At 55.9% G+C, this 20,586-nt stretch carries 20 protein-coding genes; 6 read left to right on the plus strand and 14 right to left on the minus strand.

What is annotated here, in order from left to right; genetic code table 11:
• Nucleotides 1-56: 56 nt before the first annotated feature.
• Nucleotides 57-1,307: a membrane protein gene (locus VW41_10135; protein AJZ89367.1), complete on the minus strand. Its 1,251-nt coding sequence runs from the start codon at nucleotides 1,305-1,307 to the stop codon at nucleotides 57-59.
• 99 nt (nucleotides 1,308-1,406) lie between these two features.
• Here VW41_10135 and VW41_10140 point away from each other — a divergent pair, with 99 nt between their 5' ends.
• The 3 genes from VW41_10140 (at nucleotide 1,407) to VW41_10150 (ending at nucleotide 4,472) form a co-directional block, all read left to right on the plus strand.
• The gene (locus VW41_10140) at nucleotides 1,407-2,309 is read left to right on the plus strand and encodes a LysR family transcriptional regulator (protein AJZ89368.1); all 903 of its coding nucleotides are present in this window, start codon (nucleotides 1,407-1,409) and stop codon (nucleotides 2,307-2,309) included.
• 125 nt (nucleotides 2,310-2,434) lie between these two features.
• Complete coding sequence (locus VW41_10145) at nucleotides 2,435-3,652, plus strand: transcriptional regulator (protein AJZ89369.1); 1,218 nt, start codon at nucleotides 2,435-2,437, stop codon at nucleotides 3,650-3,652.
• Nucleotides 3,653-3,776: 124 nt separating this feature from the next.
• Nucleotides 3,777-4,472 (plus strand): dethiobiotin synthetase, encoded by a 696-nt coding sequence (locus VW41_10150; GenBank protein ID AJZ89370.1) that lies wholly within the window; start codon nucleotides 3,777-3,779, stop codon nucleotides 4,470-4,472.
• On the opposite strand, the gene VW41_10155 is transcribed toward VW41_10150, so the two are convergent.
• The 9 genes from VW41_10155 to VW41_10195 form a co-directional block, all read right to left on the minus strand.
• On the minus strand, nucleotides 4,425-5,717 hold the full coding sequence (locus VW41_10155) for a voltage-gated chloride channel protein ClcB (protein AJZ89371.1): 1,293 nt from the start codon (nucleotides 5,715-5,717) through the stop codon (nucleotides 4,425-4,427). The two genes, VW41_10150 and VW41_10155, sit on opposite strands and share 48 nt — an antisense overlap.
• A gap of 247 nt (nucleotides 5,718-5,964) precedes the next feature.
• On the minus strand, nucleotides 5,965-7,110 hold the full coding sequence (locus VW41_10160; protein AJZ89372.1) for a glycine/betaine ABC transporter ATP-binding protein: 1,146 nt from the start codon (nucleotides 7,108-7,110) through the stop codon (nucleotides 5,965-5,967).
• Between the two features lie 33 nt (nucleotides 7,111-7,143).
• Nucleotides 7,144-7,341, minus strand: a complete 198-nt coding sequence (locus tag VW41_10165; GenBank protein ID AJZ91923.1) for a lipoprotein — start codon at nucleotides 7,339-7,341, stop codon at nucleotides 7,144-7,146.
• Between the two features lie 11 nt (nucleotides 7,342-7,352).
• Nucleotides 7,353-7,991 (minus strand): choline ABC transporter permease, encoded by a 639-nt coding sequence (locus VW41_10170; protein AJZ89373.1) that lies wholly within the window; start codon nucleotides 7,989-7,991, stop codon nucleotides 7,353-7,355.
• 9 nt (nucleotides 7,992-8,000) lie between these two features.
• Nucleotides 8,001-8,906, minus strand: a complete 906-nt coding sequence (locus VW41_10175) for a glycine/betaine ABC transporter substrate-binding protein (GenBank protein ID AJZ89374.1) — start codon at nucleotides 8,904-8,906, stop codon at nucleotides 8,001-8,003.
• An 18-nt stretch (nucleotides 8,907-8,924) separates the two neighbouring features.
• Complete coding sequence (locus VW41_10180; protein ID AJZ89375.1) at nucleotides 8,925-9,641, minus strand: glycine/betaine ABC transporter permease; 717 nt, start codon at nucleotides 9,639-9,641, stop codon at nucleotides 8,925-8,927.
• A gap of 311 nt (nucleotides 9,642-9,952) precedes the next feature.
• Nucleotides 9,953-10,579, minus strand: coding sequence for a twin-argninine leader-binding protein DmsD (locus tag VW41_10185; GenBank protein AJZ89376.1), 627 nt, complete (start codon nucleotides 10,577-10,579; stop codon nucleotides 9,953-9,955).
• A gap of 93 nt (nucleotides 10,580-10,672) precedes the next feature.
• Nucleotides 10,673-13,114 (minus strand): dimethyl sulfoxide reductase, encoded by a 2,442-nt coding sequence (locus VW41_10190; GenBank protein ID AJZ89377.1) that lies wholly within the window; start codon nucleotides 13,112-13,114, stop codon nucleotides 10,673-10,675.
• A 205-nt stretch (nucleotides 13,115-13,319) separates the two neighbouring features.
• Nucleotides 13,320-13,592, minus strand: coding sequence for a hypothetical protein (locus VW41_10195; protein AJZ89378.1), 273 nt, complete (start codon nucleotides 13,590-13,592; stop codon nucleotides 13,320-13,322).
• A gap of 106 nt (nucleotides 13,593-13,698) precedes the next feature.
• On the opposite strand from VW41_10195, the gene VW41_10200 reads away from it, so the two are divergent.
• The gene (locus VW41_10200; protein AJZ89379.1) at nucleotides 13,699-14,409 is read left to right on the plus strand and encodes a lipoprotein; all 711 of its coding nucleotides are present in this window, start codon (nucleotides 13,699-13,701) and stop codon (nucleotides 14,407-14,409) included.
• A gap of 51 nt (nucleotides 14,410-14,460) precedes the next feature.
• On the opposite strand, the gene VW41_10205 is transcribed toward VW41_10200, so the two are convergent.
• Genes VW41_10205 through kbaY form a run of 4 tightly spaced genes read right to left on the minus strand, consistent with a single transcriptional unit; the run spans nucleotide 14,461 to nucleotide 18,467 of the window.
• Nucleotides 14,461-15,252, minus strand: coding sequence for a PTS fructose transporter subunit IIA (locus tag VW41_10205; GenBank protein AJZ89380.1), 792 nt, complete (start codon nucleotides 15,250-15,252; stop codon nucleotides 14,461-14,463).
• Nucleotides 15,239-16,663, minus strand: a complete 1,425-nt coding sequence (locus VW41_10210) for a PTS fructose transporter subunit IIC (protein ID AJZ89381.1) — start codon at nucleotides 16,661-16,663, stop codon at nucleotides 15,239-15,241. Before VW41_10210 ends, VW41_10205 begins: the two co-directional genes overlap by 14 nt.
• Nucleotides 16,664-16,673: 10 nt before the next feature.
• Entirely contained in the window at nucleotides 16,674-17,588 is a 915-nt protein-coding gene (locus VW41_10215; protein AJZ89382.1) for a 6-phosphofructokinase, read from the minus strand.
• A gap of 24 nt (nucleotides 17,589-17,612) precedes the next feature.
• On the minus strand, nucleotides 17,613-18,467 hold the full coding sequence (gene kbaY / locus VW41_10220) for a tagatose-bisphosphate aldolase (protein ID AJZ89383.1): 855 nt from the start codon (nucleotides 18,465-18,467) through the stop codon (nucleotides 17,613-17,615).
• Nucleotides 18,468-18,784: 317 nt separating this feature from the next.
• On the opposite strand from kbaY, the gene VW41_10225 reads away from it, so the two are divergent.
• Nucleotides 18,785-19,615 carry a DeoR faimly transcriptional regulator gene (locus tag VW41_10225; GenBank protein ID AJZ89384.1) on the plus strand — a complete coding sequence of 277 codons (831 nt, stop codon included), beginning with the start codon at nucleotides 18,785-18,787 and terminating at the stop codon, nucleotides 19,613-19,615.
• A 10-nt stretch (nucleotides 19,616-19,625) separates the two neighbouring features.
• Nucleotides 19,626-20,579, plus strand: coding sequence for a sugar kinase (locus VW41_10230; protein AJZ89385.1), 954 nt, complete (start codon nucleotides 19,626-19,628; stop codon nucleotides 20,577-20,579).
• The last annotated feature ends 7 nt before the right edge of the window (nucleotides 20,580-20,586 follow it).

The following is a 20,586-nucleotide window of genomic DNA, read 5'->3' on the forward strand; positions in this document are numbered from 1 at the left end:
TGTTAACGCCAAAGAAAATAGCATTAAGCTTACCTGAACACGAGAGCGGCAGCAGGCTAGTGCGCCTTATGGTGCAAACGAGTGGCAACGAGCAGGGCGACCAGCAGTAGCGAGCCGATAAACGCCGCCACGCCGTTCCAGCCAAACTGGTGCCAGAACACGCCGCCAAGCGTGCCCGCCAGGCTGGAGCCGAGGTAGTAACTGAACAAGTAAAGCGATGAAGCCTGGCCTTTGGCCCGGCGCGCGCGTGGCCCAATCCAACTGCTGGCGACCGAGTGAGCGGCAAAGAAGCCGGCGGAGAACAGCAACATCCCGGCAAAAATAACGATAAGCGAGGAGAATACGGTCAGCGTCAGGCCCAGGAACATAATCGCCGTGAAGCCAATCAGTACGGGGCCTCGGCCATATTTCGCGGTCATTGCGCCCGCTTTCGGCGAACTCCACGTCCCGGTCAGGTAGGCCACGGAAAGCAGGCCCACCACCGCCTGGCTCAGAAACCACGGGGCTTCCATCATGCGGTAGCCAATATAGTTAAAGAGCGTGACAAACGCCCCCATCAGCAGGAAGCCTTCCGCAAACAGCAGCGGCAAGCCCTGGTCCCGCCAGTGCAGGCGGAAGTTAATAAACAGCGTTTTAGGCCGCAGGCTGGAGGCCCGGAAATGCTGTGACTGCGGCAAAATCTTCCAGAACATCAGCGCCGAGGCGAGGGCAAAGCAGCCGATAGCCGCGACGGCCACGCGCCAGGTAAAGAAGTCAGTGAGGACCCCGGTTATCAGGCGGCCGCTCATCCCGCCTATCGAGTTCCCGCTGATGTACAGGCCCATCGAAAAGGCCACCACGCTGGGGTGCATTTCCTCGCTGAGGTAAGTCATGCCGACGGCAGCGACGCCGCTAAGTGAAAGGCCGATTAGCGCCCGCATGATCAAAATCCCGTGCCAGCTGGTCATCAGCGTTGACAGTAAAGTACAGCAGGAAGCCAGCAGCAGCGCCGTGACCATTACCTGTTTACGGCCAATGGCGTCCGATAGCGGGCCGGTAAACAGCAGGCCGATAGCCAGCATGGCGGTTGACACCGAGAGAGAGATACTGCTGCTCGCCGGGCTGACGCCAAACTCATGGGAGAGCACAGGTAAAATAGGCTGCACGCAATAGAGCAGGGCAAAAGTCGCCAGCCCGGCAGAAAACAGCGCCAGCGTGACGCGCATAAACTGAGGAGTACCGCGTTTGATATAGCTGACAGAAGGGGCGGAACGGCTTTCGTCAGCATCCTCTGTCGGGGCAGTGCTGACGGTAGTTGTACGACTCAAGGGAGATCCTTACGCAGGTGTTAACTTATTCTTTACAGAGTAGAAAAGTGTAAATGTTATGTCTAATATATTAATAATCTCAAATGATACTTTAAACATATGAATATCGAACTGCGTCATCTGCGTTATTTCATCGCCGTTGCCGAAGAACTGCATTTTGGCCGGGCGGCAGCAAGGCTGCGGATCTCCCAGCCGCCCCTTAGCCAGCAAATTCAGATCCTTGAAGAGCAGATTGGCGCCCGCCTGCTGGCGCGGACGAACCGCAGCGTTAACTTGACTGCGGCGGGGCAGCAGTTTCTCTCCGACGCCAGGCAGATTCTCGGCCAGGTGGATGCCGCAGCGGCGCGTGCGGCCCGTTTGCATCAGGGGGAAACCGGCGAACTGCGCATTGGCTTTACGTCTTCCGCACCGTTTATTAAGGCGGTTTCGGACAGCCTTTCCCGCTTTCGCAAGCGTTACCCCGATGTTCATCTCCAGATGCGAGAAGTTAACACCCGCGAGCAAATTGCCCCCCTGAATGAGGGCGAGCTAGAGCTGGGACTGATGCGCAATACGCGCCTGCCGGACACCCTGAACTGGACGCTTATCCTGCGTGAACCGCTGCTGGCGATGGTGCATCGCGACCATCCGCTGGCCGGCAGCCGTTCTATATCGCTGAAGCAACTTGCTCAGGAGCCGTTTGTTTTCTTTGACCCCCACGTTGGCACCGGGCTGTACGACGACATTATTGGGCTGCTCCGGCGCTATAACATCGTGCCGTACATCACCCAGGAAGTCGGCGAGGCAATGACAATCATTGGGTTAGTGTCCGCCGGCCTCGGGGTTTCCATCCTGCCGGCGTCATTCCAGCGCATTCGGCTGAGTGATGTTGTATGGCTGCCTATAGACGAGCCAGAGGCGCAGTCTGAACTGTGGCTGGTCTGGCCGAAACATCGGGAGTTATCGGAGGCGGCGAAGCGCATATCGGCGCTGCTGACCGAAGCCTCCTGGGCGTTAAAATAGGGCAAATGTGGCGGGAATATGTGCGGTAAATCACAACCCTACGTAAATATTTGACGACCCCACTTGAAGTGTTTAACCATAGCCTAAAAGTTTATTTCGAAGCGCGAAAATAAAGGGAGTACCACGTGGTAGCTGATAGTCAGCCGGGCCATATCGATCAGATTAAACAAACCAATGCTGGCGTTGTTTATCGCTTGATTGATACTCACGGTCCGGTGTCGCGAATCGATCTTTCCCGTCTGGCGCAATTGGCTCCGGCCAGTATCACCAAGATTGTACGGGAAATGCTTGAGGCGCATCTGGTACAGGAAACGGAGATTCAGGATCCCGGCAGCCGTGGCCGCCCCGCGGTGGGATTAATGCTGGAAACAGAAGCCTGGCATTACCTCTCAATTCGCCTGAGCCGGGGTGAAATTTCCCTTGGCCTGCGCGACCTCAGCAGCAAGCTGGTGGTAGAAGACACCGTAGATCTGCCGACGGACGACCCGCAGCCGTTGCTGGAGCGCATTCTTTTTCAGGTCGATCAATTCTTTATTCGCCATCAGCAAAAGCTCGAGCGCCTCACCGCCATTGCTATTACGCTGCCGGGCATTATAGACACTGTTCGCGGCGTTATTCACCGTATGCCGTTCTATGACGTTTGCGATATGCCGCTGGGCGAAGCGCTGGGCAATCACACCGGCGTGCCGGTGTTTATTCAGCACGATATTAGCGCATGGACCATGGCCGAAGGGCTGTTTGGTGCCTCTCAGGGGGCGAGGGATGTGATTCAGGTGGTGATTGACCACAACGTCGGCGCCGGCGTTATCACCGACGGGCGTCTGCTGCACGCCGGCAGCAGTAGCCTGGTAGAAATTGGCCACACGCAGGTCGACCCATACGGTAAACGCTGCTATTGCGGTAACCACGGTTGCCTGGAAACCATTGCCAGCGTGGAAAGCGTGCTGGAACTGGCGCAGCAGCGTATGAGTCAGTCAATGGGCTCGATGCTGCACGGCCAACCGTTGAGTGTGGAATCCCTGTGCGACGCTGCGCTAAGCGGAGATCTGCTGGCGAAAGATATTATTATCGGTGTCGGGCAAAATGTTGGCCGCATTCTGGCTATTATGGTTAACCTGTTTAACCCGCAAAAAATTCTTATCGGCTCACCGCTTAACCGCGCGGCTGCAATCCTTCATCCGGCGATTACCGACTGTATTCGTCAGCAGGCGTTGCCGGCCTACAGTAGCCACACGGTGGTGGAAAGCACGCAGTTTAATAATCGCGGCACCATGGCCGGAGCGGCATTAGTTAAGGACGCAATGTATAACGGCTCTTTATTAATCCGTCTGCTACAGGGCTAATCTTCGGCCCTGATTCACCAAATATTGCGCTATCTCAATCTGGCTACAGCGCCATTCTTTTAGACTTTCCCGCGTTAGTTTTTCTTTTTTATTTATCTGGCTAGCATTACCTCGGGAGACAGTCATGCTTAAGCGTTTCTTTATAACGGGTACGGATACGGCCGTAGGGAAGACGGTGGTGTCACGAGCCTTACTGCAGGCGTTATCGGCCAGCGGTAAAAGCGTCGTCGGTTACAAACCGGTCGCTAAGGGCAGTAAAGAGACGCCAGACGGGCTGCGCAATAAAGATGCGCTGGTGCTGCAAAGCGTCTCCACGATTAAACTGCCGTATGAAGCAATCAATCCTATCGCCTTAAGCGAAGAAGAGAGCAGCATCAGCCATCACGGGCCAATCAACTATTCGCTGCTGTCAGGCGGCTTGCAAAGACTTGCTGACCAAATGGATCACGTTGTCGTTGAAGGCACGGGCGGCTGGCGCAGCCTGATGAATGACCTGCGTCCGCTCTCGGACTGGGTGGTGCAGGAACAGCTGCCGGTGCTGTTAGTGGTAGGTATTCAGGAAGGGTGCATTAACCATGCGCTGTTGACGGCGCAGGCGATTGCCAATGACGGGCTGCCGTTTATTGGCTGGGTGGCGAACCGCATCAATCCAGGTCTGGCGCATTACGCGGAAATCATCGAGGTGTTGAGTAAAAAGCTGCCGGGGCCGCTGGTTGGCGAACTACCGTACCTGCCTCGGGCCGAACAGCGCGAGCTGGGGGCCTACATCGACCTATCCCGGCTGCGCAGCGCTCTGACGGTAGACCGACTGCGGGCGTAGCCACCGTGACAGCGTTGAGGCGATAACGCAGGTCAGCAACAGGCCGGGGAGCAGCGTAAATTCCCCGGTCATTTCACAAATCATCAGCGTCGCCATAATCGGCGCGTGGGTAGTGGCCGCCAGCAAAGACGCCATTCCCGTCAGCCCAAGCAGGATCATCAGCGGTTCGCTCCCGCCCCACAAGCCACAAACCTGGCCAAACAGCATTCCCAGCGCAGCCCCCATAAACAGCGTGGGCGTAAATACGCCGCCAGGTGCGCCGGAGCCGCTGCTGGCCATCACCGCCAGCAGTTTGCACAGTAATACCCCAGCCACAAACAGCAGCGCGGGGGGGCTGGTCAGAAACGATTGCACCACGCTGTAGCCGTTGCCCCAGGCCGTCGGGGTCACGAGCGAAAGAAGGCCGACAATCAGCCCGCCGAGCGCCAGCTGCAGCGGGGGCGAAAGTTTTAGTGACCGGAACAGCGTGCTGCTTTGCGCCAGCAGCCAGAGAACCAGCGGCCCAAGAACCCCTGCGGTTAAGCCGAGCAGCGCCATGAGCCCATACTGAGAAGGCAGCGGTGGGTCAAGAAGCGTCACGATATACAGCGGTGCCTGGCCGCCGTTCAACAAATGGGTCATCAGCAGGGCGCTGACCGCGGCAATCACCACCGGCCCCAGAGAAGCAAGCATCAGCGAGCCAAACAGAATCTCCGCGATAAACAAGCTGCCCGCCAGCGGCGCGTGGTAGGCGCTCGCCATCCCGGCAGCCGCACCGCAGGCCACCCACAGCTTCCATTCCTTATCCGGGGTAAAGCGTTGGGCAAACAGCGAGGCAAAAACCGTGGCCAGCAGAATCATCGCCCCTTCACGTCCGATTGCGCTCCCGCTGGCGACAACGATCAATGACGCGGCGGACTTCACCAGGCTTGACGGCACGTCCAGGCGACCATCGCCGGTTTCGATGGCTTCCATATAGTCCGTGGGGGCAGAAGGGCGCTGACGAGTGGCTCGCTGCCAGCTCCACAGCAGAAGCCCGGCCAGCAGGCCTCCGGCCGCAGGCGTCAGCGCTCGTCGCCAGGGCTCGAGAGCCGCGGCGGCTGCAACCAGGCTGCCGCCGTGGTCGCCGAGGAAAACGTTCTCAAGGAGATACATGGCCTCGCGAAATAGCCAGACCACCAGCGCGGAAGCCAGGCCAATGAAGACCGCAATCACCAGCCGGCGAAGCATCTCTCTGATGTCAGGAAAGGCATGTAAACGGTGCATAGCGCATAATATGGCGAAGGAATGGCGCTATTGTGGGGGAGAATGTCGATAAGCTCAAAGGAAAATGCGCCGCCGGAAAGCAGCGCATCGGATTGATGACAAACACCCGAAAAACAGGGTTTTCGGGTGTTTGGGGCAAACCAGAGAACATAATTCATTGTTTTTATTAGGCCGAAGTTCGGGTTTTTTGGACAATGAACGTTGCCAGCTGTCTGATGCCCCGCAGAAAGGCAGGGCATCAGGGGGATTAACTTTGCTGAATATTCAGCGCCCGACGCGTTCGGCCCGAGCTGAGATAATCGGCAATATAATCCTGCGAAATCTCCCCGCTGTATCGACCTTCTTCATCGGTGATTGGCATCCAGACCATGTTGTGCTCATAGAGCTTGGAGAGCACGATGCGCAAGTTTTCCTCCGCGCGGCCGGTCACCCGGAACGGGTGAAGAAGATCGGTGCAGGTGCCCGTCGCGCCTCGTGCCTCACGCCGCTTAACGAAGCCCAGCGGTTTGCCGCCGGCATCCACGATGGTGATGGAGCGCATGTCGTTGTCGTCCATGGTGGTGAAAGCCTCTGCCAACGGCGTGGACTCCCGAGCCGTAATGGTGGGCTGCTGGTCGGTCACATCCCCGGCCTGGACCAGCAGCAGGCGTTTCAGCGTGCGGTCCTGGCCGACGAATGACCCGACGAAGTCATTGGCGGGTTTAGCCAGCAGCTCGTCGGGGCTGGCGCACTGCACGATTTTACCCTGGCGGAAGACCGCAATCCGGTCGCCCAGTTTTAGCGCCTCGTCGATGTCGTGGCTGACCAGCATCACCGTTTTCTTCAGCTGGCGCTGCATCTCCAGAAATTCGTTCTGGATGGTTTCGCGGTTAATCGGGTCAACCGCGCCAAAGGGCTCATCCATCAGCAGCACCGGAGGATCTGCCGCCAGGGCACGGATCACACCGATACGCTGCTGCTGGCCGCCAGACATTTCTCGCGGATAGCGGTTGAGGAAGCGGTTAGGATCGAGGGCGACCATGCTCATCAACTCCCGGGCGCGCTCTTTACAGCGGGCTTTGTCCCAGCCCAACATGCGCGGCACAACGGTGATGTTCTCTTCAATCGTCATGTTCGGAAACAGACCGATTTGCTGGATAACGTAGCCGATGTTGCGGCGCAGAGTGACGGTATCGAGATCGTTGGTGTCCTGGCCGTTGATTAAAATCTTGCCCCCGGTGGGCTTTATCAGGCGATTGATCATTTTCAGCGTGGTGGTTTTGCCGCAGCCGGACGGGCCGAGGAGCACACACATTTCCCCTTCGGGTACGTTCAGGCTGATGTTGTCGACAGCGTTAAAAGTCTGGCCATTTTTCTGTACAAATTGTCGCGTGAGGTTTTCAAGTTTTATCATTATCAGGTCCTCTTTGGCGCTGGTCTCAGCGCCTTAATTCATAAGCTTGCGGCGGGAGTCTTCACACTTCTGTTTCAGACGCTGCACCGCGTCCGGCAGCATAGGTGCGGTCATCATATGGCGATAGGTCATGCACTCGGGTGTCTCCTGAGGCGGTTTCGGCGCTGGCCGGGTGGAGCAGGCGGTCAGCAGCGCCAAAGATGCAAGCATGCAGAGTCGGGCGAAATGCATAGCGGCCTCTTCTACCATTTTGTGAAATGCAGCTGCAGGCGATGCAGCAGCCAGTCGAGCACGATAGCTAACAGGCAGATCATTACCGCCCCGGCAATCAGCATGCGGATGTCACTCCCGCCGATGCCGTTGAGCAGCAGTAAGCCCAGGCCACCCGCGCCAATGACGGCGGCAATCGCCATGACGCCAATATTCATCACCACAGCGGTACGGATCCCGCCAAAAATCACCGGCAGCGCCATGGGAATTTCCACCCAGCGCAAGCGCTGCCAAAAGGTCATGCCGATGCCTCGTCCGGCTTCACGTAGCCCCGGCGGCAGGCTGTCCAGTGCGGTGTGGGTGTTGCGGACAATAGGCAGCAGCGAATAAAGGAACACCGCCGTGACCGCAGGCACCACGCCTATACCCTGACCGATCAGTGAAAACAGGGGAATCATCAGGCCAAACAGCGCGACGGATGGAAAGGTAAGCAAAATCGTGGCAAAGCCGAGTATCGGCGTGGCGAGCCATTTATGGCGCACGATAAGAATGCCCAGCGGCACGCCAATGAGGATTGCCATGCCGACGGCAATCAGCACCAGCCACAGGTGATGCAGGGTGAGGGAACCAATATACCCTGCGTTATCAATCATATAATGTAACGTTTCCACGATACCTCCTCAGAGCAAGCCTTTCTGCTGCAGGAATTCACGGGCTACCTGCTGCGGGGTTTCATGGTCGATATCAACTTTAGCGTTCAGGGTTGTTATCACCTCATTGTTCAGCTCGGACGAAAGGGTGTTCAGCGCCTCCTCAAGGCCCGGATGCGAGTCCAGCACGTCTTTACGCACCACAGGCGTGACAGCGTAACTTGGGAAGAAGCCCTTATCGTCCACCAGCGCTTTCAGGTCAAAGCCCTTCATGCGCCCGTCGGTGGTGTAGATCAGACCGGCATCAACGAACCCATCGCGAATGGCGTTATAGACAAGGCCGGGGTCCATCTGGCGGATCTGCGGGCGGTCCAGCGGCATGTTGTAAACCTGCTGTAGCGGCTTCAGGCCGTCGCTGCGCCCGGCAAACTCCAGATCCAGGCCCAGCATCCAGTTATGTTTCGGGTCGGTCTGGCGAATATGTTCGATGCGTTCCACCAGCTGTGACATCGTGGTAATGCCTTCCTTTTCTGCCCGCTCGCGCTTCATGGCAAAGGCGTAGGTGTTGTTCATCTCCGCCGGTTTAAGCCAGACGAGGCCGAGCTTAGCGTCCAGTTTTTTGACCGTGTTGTACGACTCTTCCGGCGTCATTCGCTTATTAATGTGGTTGAAGATAATCAGCGAGGTGCCGGTGTACTCCCAGGTCATGTCAATCTGCTTATTGATCATCGCATTGCGGGAAATCACCGTGGCAATGTTGGTCTGGGGCGTCACCTGAAAGCCCTTTTTAGCCAGATACTGCGTGGTCATGGCCGACAAAATATGCTGCTCGGTAAAGCTTTTGGTCGCCAGAATCAGCGGTGCGGCCTGGGCCTGCGAGGCGATAAGGGATGCCGCGGCAAACGCCGTCGTCAGCACCCGTGAAAGTAGTCTCATAAACGCTCCTTATTGTTGTTATTGGGCGGTGTGGGGGCTGAGCACCCGACCCAGGCTGGCAAGCGCCAGATCGAGGATCAGGGCAAACAGGGCCGTCGCCACGGCGCCGAGAATCAGCGTTGGGAAGTCATTCAGGTAAATCCCCGGGAAGATAAGTTCCCCGTAGCTGCTCGCGCCGATAAGAAAGGCCAGCGGCGCCGTACCGACGTTAATGGCGGTGGCAATCCGCACGCCGGAAAGAATCACCGGCCAGGCGTTCGGGATTTCTACCTGACGCAGCCGCTGCATTTTGGTCATGCCAATCCCGTTGGCGGCTTCGATAAGCGACGCCGGGACGCTGCACAGCCCGGCATAGGTATTGCGCACGATGGGTAGCAGTGAGGCGAGGAATAGGGCGATGATGGCCGGTTTGTCGCCGATGCCAATGATCACCATCGCCAGCGCTAACACCGCCAGCGGCGGAAGCGTATTGCCAATGTTGAAAATTTGCATGACGTACTCTGCCCAGCGGCGAGCCGCAGGTCGGCTGAGTAAAATCCCGCTAGGAATACCGACCAGCAGGGCGAGCGCCATAGAGCTGAAGACCAGAATCAGGTGCTGCTGCCCGAGGTAGAGTAAATCGACCTGGCGGGCTTTAAGGGTGTCGAGGCCGATGCCCCAAACCAGTAGACCGAGCACTAAAAAAAGCGCAAGCAGTCCGAGCAGGAACCGTGTTGCGAAGGATGCGTTTTGCATTGCAGTGTGTCTCCCTGGGTGCACGCGTTATCGCCGCCGGGGGGCGGCCTGTTGTTATGCCATGTGTCGGCAGGGTGTCTGGAGCTATAGCAACGCAGCGGGAAGGATTCCAGTTTATGGGACAATTAAGGGGCTAATGGTTTAGCAGATAAAGTATTGCTCAGGCCTTATGGCTTCTGGTCTGTGGGAGAAAAGTAAAGATTTGTCTTAAAAATGTTAATCATAAGTGACGTTGTCACATTTAATGGATGCGGAACTCCCTGGTTTTTCAGGAAACCGGACATGCCCGGCTGCCTGAAAGCCCAGGATTCTTAGAAATGTAGTTGTTTGCAGGCAACGGGCATCAACATGCCCTTTTGCCAGCCTGAGAGGGTGAGTTTCGCCAGATCGCCAAGGCCACGATAGAAATCATTCGCCGCGTTGTCGGTAAACAGGTTCAGATAACGTTCGGCCCAGGGCAGCAGATGCCAGGCCAGCAGCTCATCCAGCGGCTGCTGTTGCCCCTGGTCGGCAAGCCAGGCCGCCAGCATCAGCATTAAGCCAAAATGATCTTCAGGTTCGTTTTGTTCCGTTTGCGGGGCAAAGCCTTGGGCGCGCATCCACTGGCGAAGTTCCAGCAGCGAGTCGCCAAACAGCACGTTCTCTTTGTCGAGATAAACGGAGCCCCACGGCGGGGCGGGCAGCGCATAGGGGCCGATAAACAGGCGCTGGAACTCTTCGTTTATCGGCGTGAGCTGGTCCGCCAGGCCTGCGGCCATCAGCGGCGCAATTGTCGTCAGCTTCGGAGTCTGGAACGGCCATTCGCTCACCCAGTCCGGGGTCGAAAGCATCGCCATCAGCGAGGCGCAGTCAGGGTGGCTGGGGGCATGATAAAACAGGGCTCCGAGCACCCGGCCGCTAAGGGCAATCGCCGACAGACGTTGTTGTTCAGAGAGCATTTTTAATTCCTTTCGGTCCAGGTACCTGGCTCCGCTTTATGTCGCCGGAGCCAGGTAAAAAACAGGCAAAGTGACATACCTTTGCCATGACGCTTAAATCTTCTTAATTTCAACCAGATTGGTATGCTGCGGGTTACCTTTTGCCAGCGGCGAAGGGCGATGCGTGGTCAGCGTATTTATGCAGGCGCCGTGGTCAATGCGGTCGCCGTTCATGTCGGCGTCGTGCCAGGCCCCCTGGCCCATGGCGGCAACGCCCGGCATGATGCGTGGGGTAACCTTCGCCTCAATGTGCACCTCCCCGCGCCCGTTGAACACGCTAACTTTGTCGCCGTTGGCAATGCCGCGACGTCTGGCATCGAGCGGGTTAATCCAGACTTCCTGACGCGCCGCGGCCTGCAGGACGTCAATGTTGCCGTAGGTTGAGTGAGTTCTGGATTTGTAGTGGAACCCAAACAGCTGGAGAGGAAATTCGCTGCGCTGAGGGTCGTCCCAGCCTTCAAAGGTCGAGGCATACACCGGCAGAGGGCTGATGGTTTCGTCTTTTTCCAGCTCCCAGCTGGCGGCAATCCCGGCGAGTTTGCTGGAATAAATTTCAATTTTGCCGGACGGCGTTTTCAGCGGATTGGCCTGCGGGTCTTCGCGGAATTTTTTGTAGGCCACGAAATGGCCGGCCGGATCCTTTCGCTTGTAAATGCCCATCGCTCGCAGATCTTCATAGGCAGGCAGCGCGGGGTCTTTTGCCAGCATTTTTGCGTACAAATATTGCAGCCACTCGCGCTGGGTTCGTCCTTCCGTGAAGGCCTGATGCACCTCGTCGCCCAGCCGTTTTGCCACTTCGCTCATCATCCAGTAGATAGGCCGGCGCTCGAACTTAGGCGCGGTGGCGGGCTGAATGAAAATCAGGTAGCCCATATTGCCGGCGTAGTCGTTAGGAATGATGTCCTCCTGCTCGACGGTCATCAGGTCCGGCAGCAGGATATCGGCGTATTTCGCCGACGAAGTCATAAAGTTCTCGATCACCACAATCATTTCGCATTGCTTGTCATCCTGCAAAATGGCGTGGGTTTTATTGATGTCGGAGTGTTGGTTAATGATGGTGTTGCCGGCATAGTTCCAGATGAACTTGATCGGTACATCCAGCTTTTCTTTCCCGCGAACGCCGTCTCGTTTAGCCGTCATTTCCGGCCCGCGAGTGATGGCGTCCGTCCAGCTAAAGCAAGAGATCTGCGTTTTGACCGGATTTTCCAGCACCGGCATGCGTTCAATGGTGATGGTATAGGTGGATTCACGCGCGCCGCTGTTGCCGCCGTTAATCCCCACGTTACCGGTCAGGATCGGCAGCATGGCAATGGCGCGTGAGGTTAACTCGCCGTTAGCCTGGCGCTGAGGCCCCCAGCCCTGGGCAATGTAGGCGGGTTTTGCGCCCGAAATTTCACGCGCCAGCTTGATGATTCTGTCCGCCGGGATGCCGGTAATCGCGGAAGCCCACTGCGGCGTTTTTTCTATCCCATCGTCGCCCTGGCCTAAAATATAGGCTTTGTAGTGGCCATTGCGCGGGGCATCAGCAGGCAGGGTTTTCTCATCATAGCCGAGGCAGTATTTGTCCAGGAAAGGCTGATCGACCAGGTTTTCAACGATCATGACGTGAGCCAGGCCGGCCACCAGCGCGGCATCCGTTCCGGGGCGAATAGGGATCCATTCATCTTCCCGGCCTGCGGCGGTGTCGGTATAGCGTGGATCGATAACAATCATGCGGGCGTTTGAACGTTCGCGAGCCTGCTCAAGGTAATAAGTGATACCGCCGCCGCTCATGCGCGTTTCCGCCGGATTATTACCAAACAGGACGACAAGTTTGCTGTTTTCAATATCCGACGTGCTGTTGCCGTCATTGCTGCCGTAGGTGTACGGCATGGCACAGGCGATTTGGGCCGTGCTGTAGGTGCCGTAGTGGCTCAGAAAACCGCCGTAGCAGTTCATCAGCCTGGCGACCAGCGAGGCGTAAGGGGAAGAGCGGGTGATATTCCCGCCGACCACGCCGGAAGAGTAATTAATGTAGACCGCTTCGTTGCCATATTTTTCGACGGTCTGCTTCAGGCTGAGGCTGACTATCTCCAGCGCTTCGTCCCAACTGATGCGCTCAAATTTACCCTCACCCCGTTTGCCCACGCGTTTCATCGGGTAATTCAGCCGTTCTGGATGGTTGATCCTACGGCGGATGGAGCGTCCACGCAGGCAGGCGCGAACCTGGTGATCGCCATAGGAATCCAGCCCGGTATTGTCCGTTTCTACCCAATAAACTTCTTCGTCGCGAACGTGCAGCCGCAGGGCGCAGCGGCTTCCGCAGTTGACCGAACAGGCTCCCCAGACGACTTTGTCTTTATTATCCGGCGACAGGGCGTCCGCAACCGCGGCGGCGGCGCTACGGATGCCAAAAGGCAGCGAAATGCCGCCTGCGGCGAGGGCCAGGCCGCCAATGGCTGATGATTTTACCAGGCTGCGGCGGCTAATCCCGCCTGGATGATTGAGGTTCGACATCGCTCTCTCCATGACTTTTTGTCGTGTGGAAGACGTTATTTTTGTGTTTTTTTGTTTATCGGTGATTGCTGAGGCAGCCCGTCAAGGGGCGCTCGGGGGAGAGTGTTACTTAATTAGGAGTAGACGTTATTAACGCGAGTCAAAGTTGCGGTGGTTGAGGGCAAATAGATAAAGAAAAGCAGGGTGCCGGGCACCCTGCAGGTGATTATTGCGGCTCATTTTCCGGCGCAGCGCCGCCGGCGATACGGGTATAAACGATTTTTTGCGTGTCATTTGCACAGTGGCCGACGACCTGGCCGCCGGCTTTGTCAGCCTGATCGTTCGGCACGATAGTCAGAGAGAAGCCTGACTCAGGCACGCCGTTATTGATAATTTTCTGCTGGATGTCCGCTTTCACCTTTTCGCAACTGCCCTGTGCGGCCAACGCCGGGGCGGCAGCGATCAGCAGTATCGTGCTTAACCAAACGGTACGTTTCATCATCTCTTCCTTATGTTGAGTTGAAAGTTAAGAATAGCGCTTCTAGTGTAAAGTGTTGTATTTGCTTATATCATGTTATGACATAAAAACAGGAGAGCGGCAAAACGTGAAGAAAATCATTACCCTCGGTGCGCTGGTTTTGAGCCTTGTGGGCTGCGATAACTCGACGTCGCCGCAGGCGTACACGCCGGAAATGGCCAGTTTTTCTAACGAGTTCGATTTCGACCCGATGCGTGGCCCGGTAAAGGATTTTAGCCAGACGCTAATGAATGAGCAGGGCCAGGTTTTGAAAAGGGTTAGCGGCACGCTGTCGGAGGAAGGGTGCTTTGACACACTGGAGTTCCACGATCTGGAGAACAACAGCGGGGCGTCGCTGACTCTCGATGCAAACTACTACGTTGATGCCGTCAGCCTTGAAAAACGCGTTCGTCTGCAGGGGAAATGCCAGCTTGCCGAGCTGCCTGCCGCAGGCATTAGCTACGATACCGATGACAATGATTTCGTCACTGCCGCAAAAGGCAAAGATGTACTGGTGGCCTATAAGTACGACAGCGAAGGTTATCCGCTTGGAAAAGTCACCAAGTCAAAAGACAGTGAGCTTGCCATCGTGGCAAAAGCCGGGGCCGATAAAAAGAAAAAGCTGGATTACAGCGCGACAACCAGTCTGAACGGTAAAATTATCGGTGTCGCAAAGCAAAGCTGTGAATATGACAGCCATTTCAACTCGCTGTCCTGCTCTCTGGAAATGACGGATGAGTCCGTCACTCCGCCAACCGTGTCGCGTTACACCATCAAAAATACGGTGGAGTATTATTGATCTGGCCGGTATCACGAAGCGCCGGATGCGCTAGGCATCCGGCGTATGCAGTTAACTAAACAAACGGGATAACCAGCTTCGCTTCGGCTGTTCTGGCGGCGCGGAGGGCATTTCTCCCAGGCCTTGTTCAATGCCTTGCCCAATGGCTGCCAGCGCCCTACGGGCGTCAGCACCGCTCGCCGAAAACCGCATGCGGTGGCCCGCTTTTGCCCCCAAAGACACCATCTTCATCAGGTTCTTGCCATCGACGGGCCCGGCCGGACTGTCCATATTTTCAACGGTGACATGGCTTTGAAACTGTTTGATCAGTTTCACCAGCACGGCGCTCGGCCTGGCATGCAGCCCATGAGGATTACGGATCACAAAGGTGGCCTGTTCTCCTGCTGTGGAGGGGGCTTGTGGATCGCCCCCGGCGTCATTGCCGACGGTCAAAATCGCTAAAACCTCCGCCGGGGTTGTGGCTTTCGCCAGCGTGTGTGGCACGCCCTCATCGCTCAATGCGCGGGTAAGCTGGCGCAAAATATCGAGATGTTCGTTCGAGCGGGCCGCAATCCCGGCCACCATATACGCAACATTACCTTCTCCCCAGTCCACGCCCTGCGGGAAGACAATCACTTTTACGCCAGTATTGAGTACCGCGTGGCGGGTGTCTGCCGTGCCGTGGGGAATGGCAATTCCCTGACCTAAGTAAGTGGAAATCTGGGCCTCTCTGTCCAGCATGCCTTGCAGATATTCCGGCGTGGTACTTCCGGCCGATACCAGCTTGTCGTTGACTTGCCGGAGCGCAGTCCCTTTATCGACGTGCTCATGGCTGATGAAAATATCCCCTTCACAGAGTTGCATTCTGACCCCCTGTCTGAAGCCCGACTGTGGGCTGTTTGCGGTTATTCCAGAGCCGCCAGGTGCCCAGCATCACCGCGCCGCAGGCGGAGCCGGCCAGGATGCACAGCACCCAGATAAACGGCTTACTGACCAGCGGCAGGATCAGGAACCCGCCGTGCGGCGCCGGGACTTCAATATGCATGCTGTAGCTGAGCACGGCTGAGATAGAAGAGGCGATCATCATCATCGGGATGACGCGCAGCGGATCTTTTGCCGCAAAGGGGATGGCGCCTTCGGTGATATGTGTACAGCCGAGAATGTAGTTCACCATGCCGGCCGCGCGCTCCTCCTCGCTAAACCCTTTGGGAAAGAAGGTGGTCGCCAGAGCGATAACCAGTGGAGGAGTAATACAGGCCGCGGACACTCCGGCCATAAAGAAGAAGTTCCCCTGGCCGAGCAGCAATGTTCCCGTCACGTAGGCCGCTTTATTGACCGGGCCGCCGAAGTCGAAGGAGCACATCGCCCCGACAACGATGCCCAGCAGTATCGGGTTGGCTTGCTGCAGCGAAGTCAGCCAGCCCATCATGCCGTTGTTGATGGCCGCGACGGGCTTGCCGAGCAGCACCATCAGCACGCCAATCACCAGTACGCCAATCAGCGGCATAATGAAGATCGATTTTAAACCCTCATACTGGCGCGGTAGCCCGTCGAGCATGCGGCGGACAAGCAGCATGAAGTAGCCGGCAGCGAAACCGGCAATGATCCCGCCGAGAAACCCCGCCCCCGTGGCATTAGCCAGCAAGCCGCCAACGAACCCTGCAACCATGCCGGCGCGGCCAGAAATTGACCAGGCGATATAGGCCGTAAAAACGGGCACCATAATGGAAAATGCCTGTTGCCCGACCTGCATTAAGGTCGCGGCAATCGCGTTGTACTGAGGCGAACTGGGGTCAGCGGAGTAGATCCCCCACAGGAAGGAGATAGCAATCAGAATACCGCCTGCCACCACAAAAGGCAGCATGTTGGACACCCCGCTCATCAGGTGTTTATACACCTGCCTGCCGAAGGATTCTTGTTCATATTTTTCCGTTGCCACAGAGGCCGACGATATTCCCTGGCGGTGGGAGAGTTGCCCGCTCATGACTTTATTAATAAGGTCGGCCGGGTGGTGAATCGCCTCTTTAACCGGAACCTCAATGACCGGCAGGCCATTAAAACGCTCGGCGTTGACATCTTTATCTGCGGCAATAATTACGCCGTAAATATTCGTCAAGTCTTCCGGCTGTATTTCATTTTCTACGCCTGACGCGCCATTTGTTTCTATTTTTATTTCTACATTTAATTTTTTTGCTGCGGTCTTTAAGGCTTCTTCAGCCATAAATGTGTGGGCTATACCTGTAGGGCAGCCGGTAACGGCAATGATCTTTTTCATAATCGGACCTTTATAATTGGACGATTTGAACCTGTTGTAATAATTCTTCCAGGCGATTGAGCTTTCCCAGACCGGCGGAAGCGGCAACGTCCGCGCCGGTGGCGCTGGCAAGGGCTAACGCCTGAGGGATGTCTTCACTATTGAGCCATTGACTGAGAAATGCACCGAGCGCCGCGTCACCCGCGCAGGCAGAACTGACCAGCTCGATTTCGGGCGCGGAGGCAAACCACAAGTTACAGCCGTTTGAAAAATAGAGTCCTTTGGCGCCGAGCGTTAATAACACATTCCGCGCCCCCAGCTGATGCAATGCCTGCATTGCATCGCGTACCTGCTGGATATTTCCCACCTGAAGATTGAATATTTCGCTTAATTCATCGTCATTGGGCTTGATCAGCAGGGGGTTAAGCTCAAGCAATTGCCGCAGTGAAGGATGACTGATATCCAGAATGACTTCGCCCCCGCGTTGTTCACACAGCGACATGACTTCCACATAAAACTGGCTTTCAATACCCGGCGGTAAACTGCCGCTAATTACTAAATAATCTCCGGGGTGAATGCAGTCCAGATGTTGAATGACCTGTTGCTTACATTCATCATCGATATGCGCCCCCGTGTTGACCAACTTATATTCATTGTGGCCGTCATTAATAAAAACATTAATCCGCGTAGATGCCTGCACCCAGGAAGGGGTGACGTTAATTTTTTGCTTTTTAAGCTCCTCCACAATATAACGTCCGGTAAATCCGCCAAATATGCCCATGACGTGGGTCGGCTGTTGAAAATGTTGAAGGACCAAAGAAACGTTAACGCCTTTGCCGTTAGGGCAATATTCCGTGCGTTGGGTGCGGTTCACGGCAGAAGGCTGTAAAGGGGCGCAAAAAATATTCATATCAATGGCTGTGTTTAACGTCAGGGTATGGATCACGACATTGCTCCTTGCGGCCGTTGGTTAGAGTTGGCCTTCACAACCACACACATGAATCACCTTGCGGACGACTTCTTTCATCGCCGCTTTGGCAGGCTTCATATAATGCCGGGGATCGTTAGCCCCGGGCTGTTCGATGAAGTACTGCTTTAGCGCGTCTGAGAACGCGATTTTAAGTTCGGTGGCAACGTTGACCTTACAGACGCCCAGCGAAATAGCCCGGCGAATATCGCCCTCCGGCAAACCGGAAGCGCCGTGTAATACCAGGGGAACATCCACGCAGTCGCGGATCGCGGCCAGGCGGTCGAAATCGAGTTTTGGCTCGGCGGCATAAAGGCCGTGAGCCGTCCCGATAGCTACCGCCAGCGAATCGATGCCGGTACGGGAGACAAATTCACGCGCCTGTTCCGGGTTGGTATAGAGCGCATCCTTTGCGTCAACGACCAGGTCGTCCTCCGCGCCGCCAAGCCGTCCTAGCTCTGCTTCCACGCTGGCATCGTAGCGGTGGCTCAATGCTACGACGCTTTTCACCAGCGCAACGTTATCTTCAAAAGCATGATGTGACCCGTCGATCATCACTGAACGGATCCCGGCCTGTACTTTGTGGGTGATGTCCGGGAGATCTTCGTGGTGATCAAGGTGGAGCGCGAGCGGCTGATCCCAAAGCCTGGCCAGATCCCTGGCGATGGCAACAACGTTGCCGGTTCCGGCATAGCTGTAAGTACCCGGTGTCCCGGCAAGGATCAACGGGGAACGCATTTCAGCGGCTGTTTCCACCACCACCTGCATTGTTTCCAGATTGTGGATGTTAAATGCAGGCACGGCGTACCCCAGACGCTGGGCCTTTAACAACATATTTTTGCTGGAAATAATATACATACTCGCTCCTTTTGATTTCAAAATGTAATATTTGTTTTGATATTAACTTACGTTTTGAAAGTAATTTAACGATAGTCTTTTCCTGACGCTGTGATCGGAGCCACACAACGGCGATCGAGTTTATTAAATGAAAGTTATCAGGGATTGATAGGCTTCGTTTTTAAACGTATTGTTGGAAGGTAATGGTTTATTAATGCATTGAAAAAAAGCCAGTTTATCTCTTTTCGTGTGTCTGCTGATGGCCGCGAGTTAGACAACAGAAACGATAAATTTAAAAATGAAAGTTATTACTCGAATGACTTAAAAGGCACTCTATTGTGGCAAAACCGTCAACCAGCCTGCTGAAAAGACGCTTAGATATTGCAGAGATTGTTCGTAAAAACGGCGAAATTAAAGTTGATGATCTGGCGGAGATGCTTGCCGTGTCAGGGGTCACCATTCGAAATGACCTCAATTATCTGGAGCAGCAAGGTTATCTGAAGCGTTCGTTTGGCGGCGCAATTTATACCGCACAGCAGGGGGCGCCCGTGGCTCAGCCCCGGGAGCCTGTCGCCGTTACGGATAAAGTGCTGGAAGCCGAAATGGCGCGTCAGGCTGCGGCCTTAATCAGCGAGGATGAAACCGTATTTTTAGGCCCGGGATCCACGTTACGCAAAGTGATTCCCTTCCTGGCGGGGTATGGCGACCTGCGCCTGCTGATGAATGACCTGGCGCACGTCTGTTTTGCGCAGGAGTTTCTTCCCGGTGAAAAGATCCTGCTCGGCGGCGTATTGAGTGGAGATGGAAACCGGATTGAAGGTGAGGTGGCGTTAAACGCGCTTCGCCATTACCGCCCGTCGCGCACGCTTATTGCCGTTGACCATATCGCAGAAGATGGGACGCTGAGCGTCAGAGATGCAGACAGCGCGAGGCTGCTGGGTGAGGCCGTCGAGCAAAGTCAGCACTTTATTGCCATCGTGGCGAGCAGGCCTGTTTATGGCGAAAAACGCTATGCCATTGGGCAGCTCGCGCAGGCAAGCGGCCTGATTACGCCCCAGGTCGTTGCTGCGGAATACCACGCTCGCTTTCTCGCCGTGGGGCTGAGCAATAGCTACACCAATAATGAATGCCTGACGTGGCTCAACCCGGCGATGCAAAAAGCAAAATGAAGGAGCGGTGATGAACGTGACGATATGTACCATCGGTGAGCTGTTGGTGGAGTTTCTCGCCAAGAAAGAAAATCAGGGCTTTTCGCAGCCGGGGGAGTTCTGGGGGCCTTATCCCAGCGGCGCCCCGGCAATCTTTGCCGATCAGGTAGCTAAATTAGGATTCGGCTCCGTGCTGTTCAGCTGTGTCGGCAGCGATGCCTTCGGTGAGATGAATATCGCCCGCCTGGAAAGAGACGGCGTCAACGTGAACGGCATTACCGTGCTGCAAAAGGCTACCACCGGCAGCGCCTTTGTCAGTTACCGTAACCAGTCGCAGCGTGATTTTATTTTTAATCTGCCGAACAGCGCCTGCGGCTTGCTTACCGCCGGCCATATCGACGAAACCCTGCTCAACCAGTGCCATCATTTTCATATTATGGGCTCGTCGCTGTTTTCGTTTCGCATTATTGATGCCATGCGAAAGGCGATTGAAAACGTGAAGTCACGCGGCGGCACCGTCTCCTTCGATCCTAACATCCGTAAAGAGATGCTTAACATTCCTGAAATGTCACAGGCCTTTGAATATATACTTGATTACACCGATATTTTCCTGCCGAGTGACGGGGAGCTTGATTACTTCGGTCGGCATCAGGGAGAAGATGAGCAACGGCTGGTGGATAATCTGCTCAAGCGTGGGGTAAAACACGTAGTGATCAAACGAGGGCCGCGCGGGGCGAGTTATTTCAGCGATCGGCAGACCTGGCATCTGCCCGGCTTCGCCGTTTCGGTGGTTGATCCCACCGGCGCCGGGGACTGTTTTGGCGCCACGTTTGTCAGCCTGTTTTTGTCCGGGGTTCAGCCACAGGAAGCCCTGAGCTGGGCCAATGCCAGCGGCTCACTGGCGATTTCGCAGCGCGGCCCGATGGAAGGGACGTCCACCCGTTCGCAAATTGAAGCTTTTCTTGCGGCGCGAACTGCACAATAAACGTGCG

The organism is Klebsiella michiganensis, from assembly GCA_000963575.1.
GTDB classification, from domain to species: domain Bacteria; phylum Pseudomonadota; class Gammaproteobacteria; order Enterobacterales; family Enterobacteriaceae; genus Cedecea; species Cedecea michiganensis_A.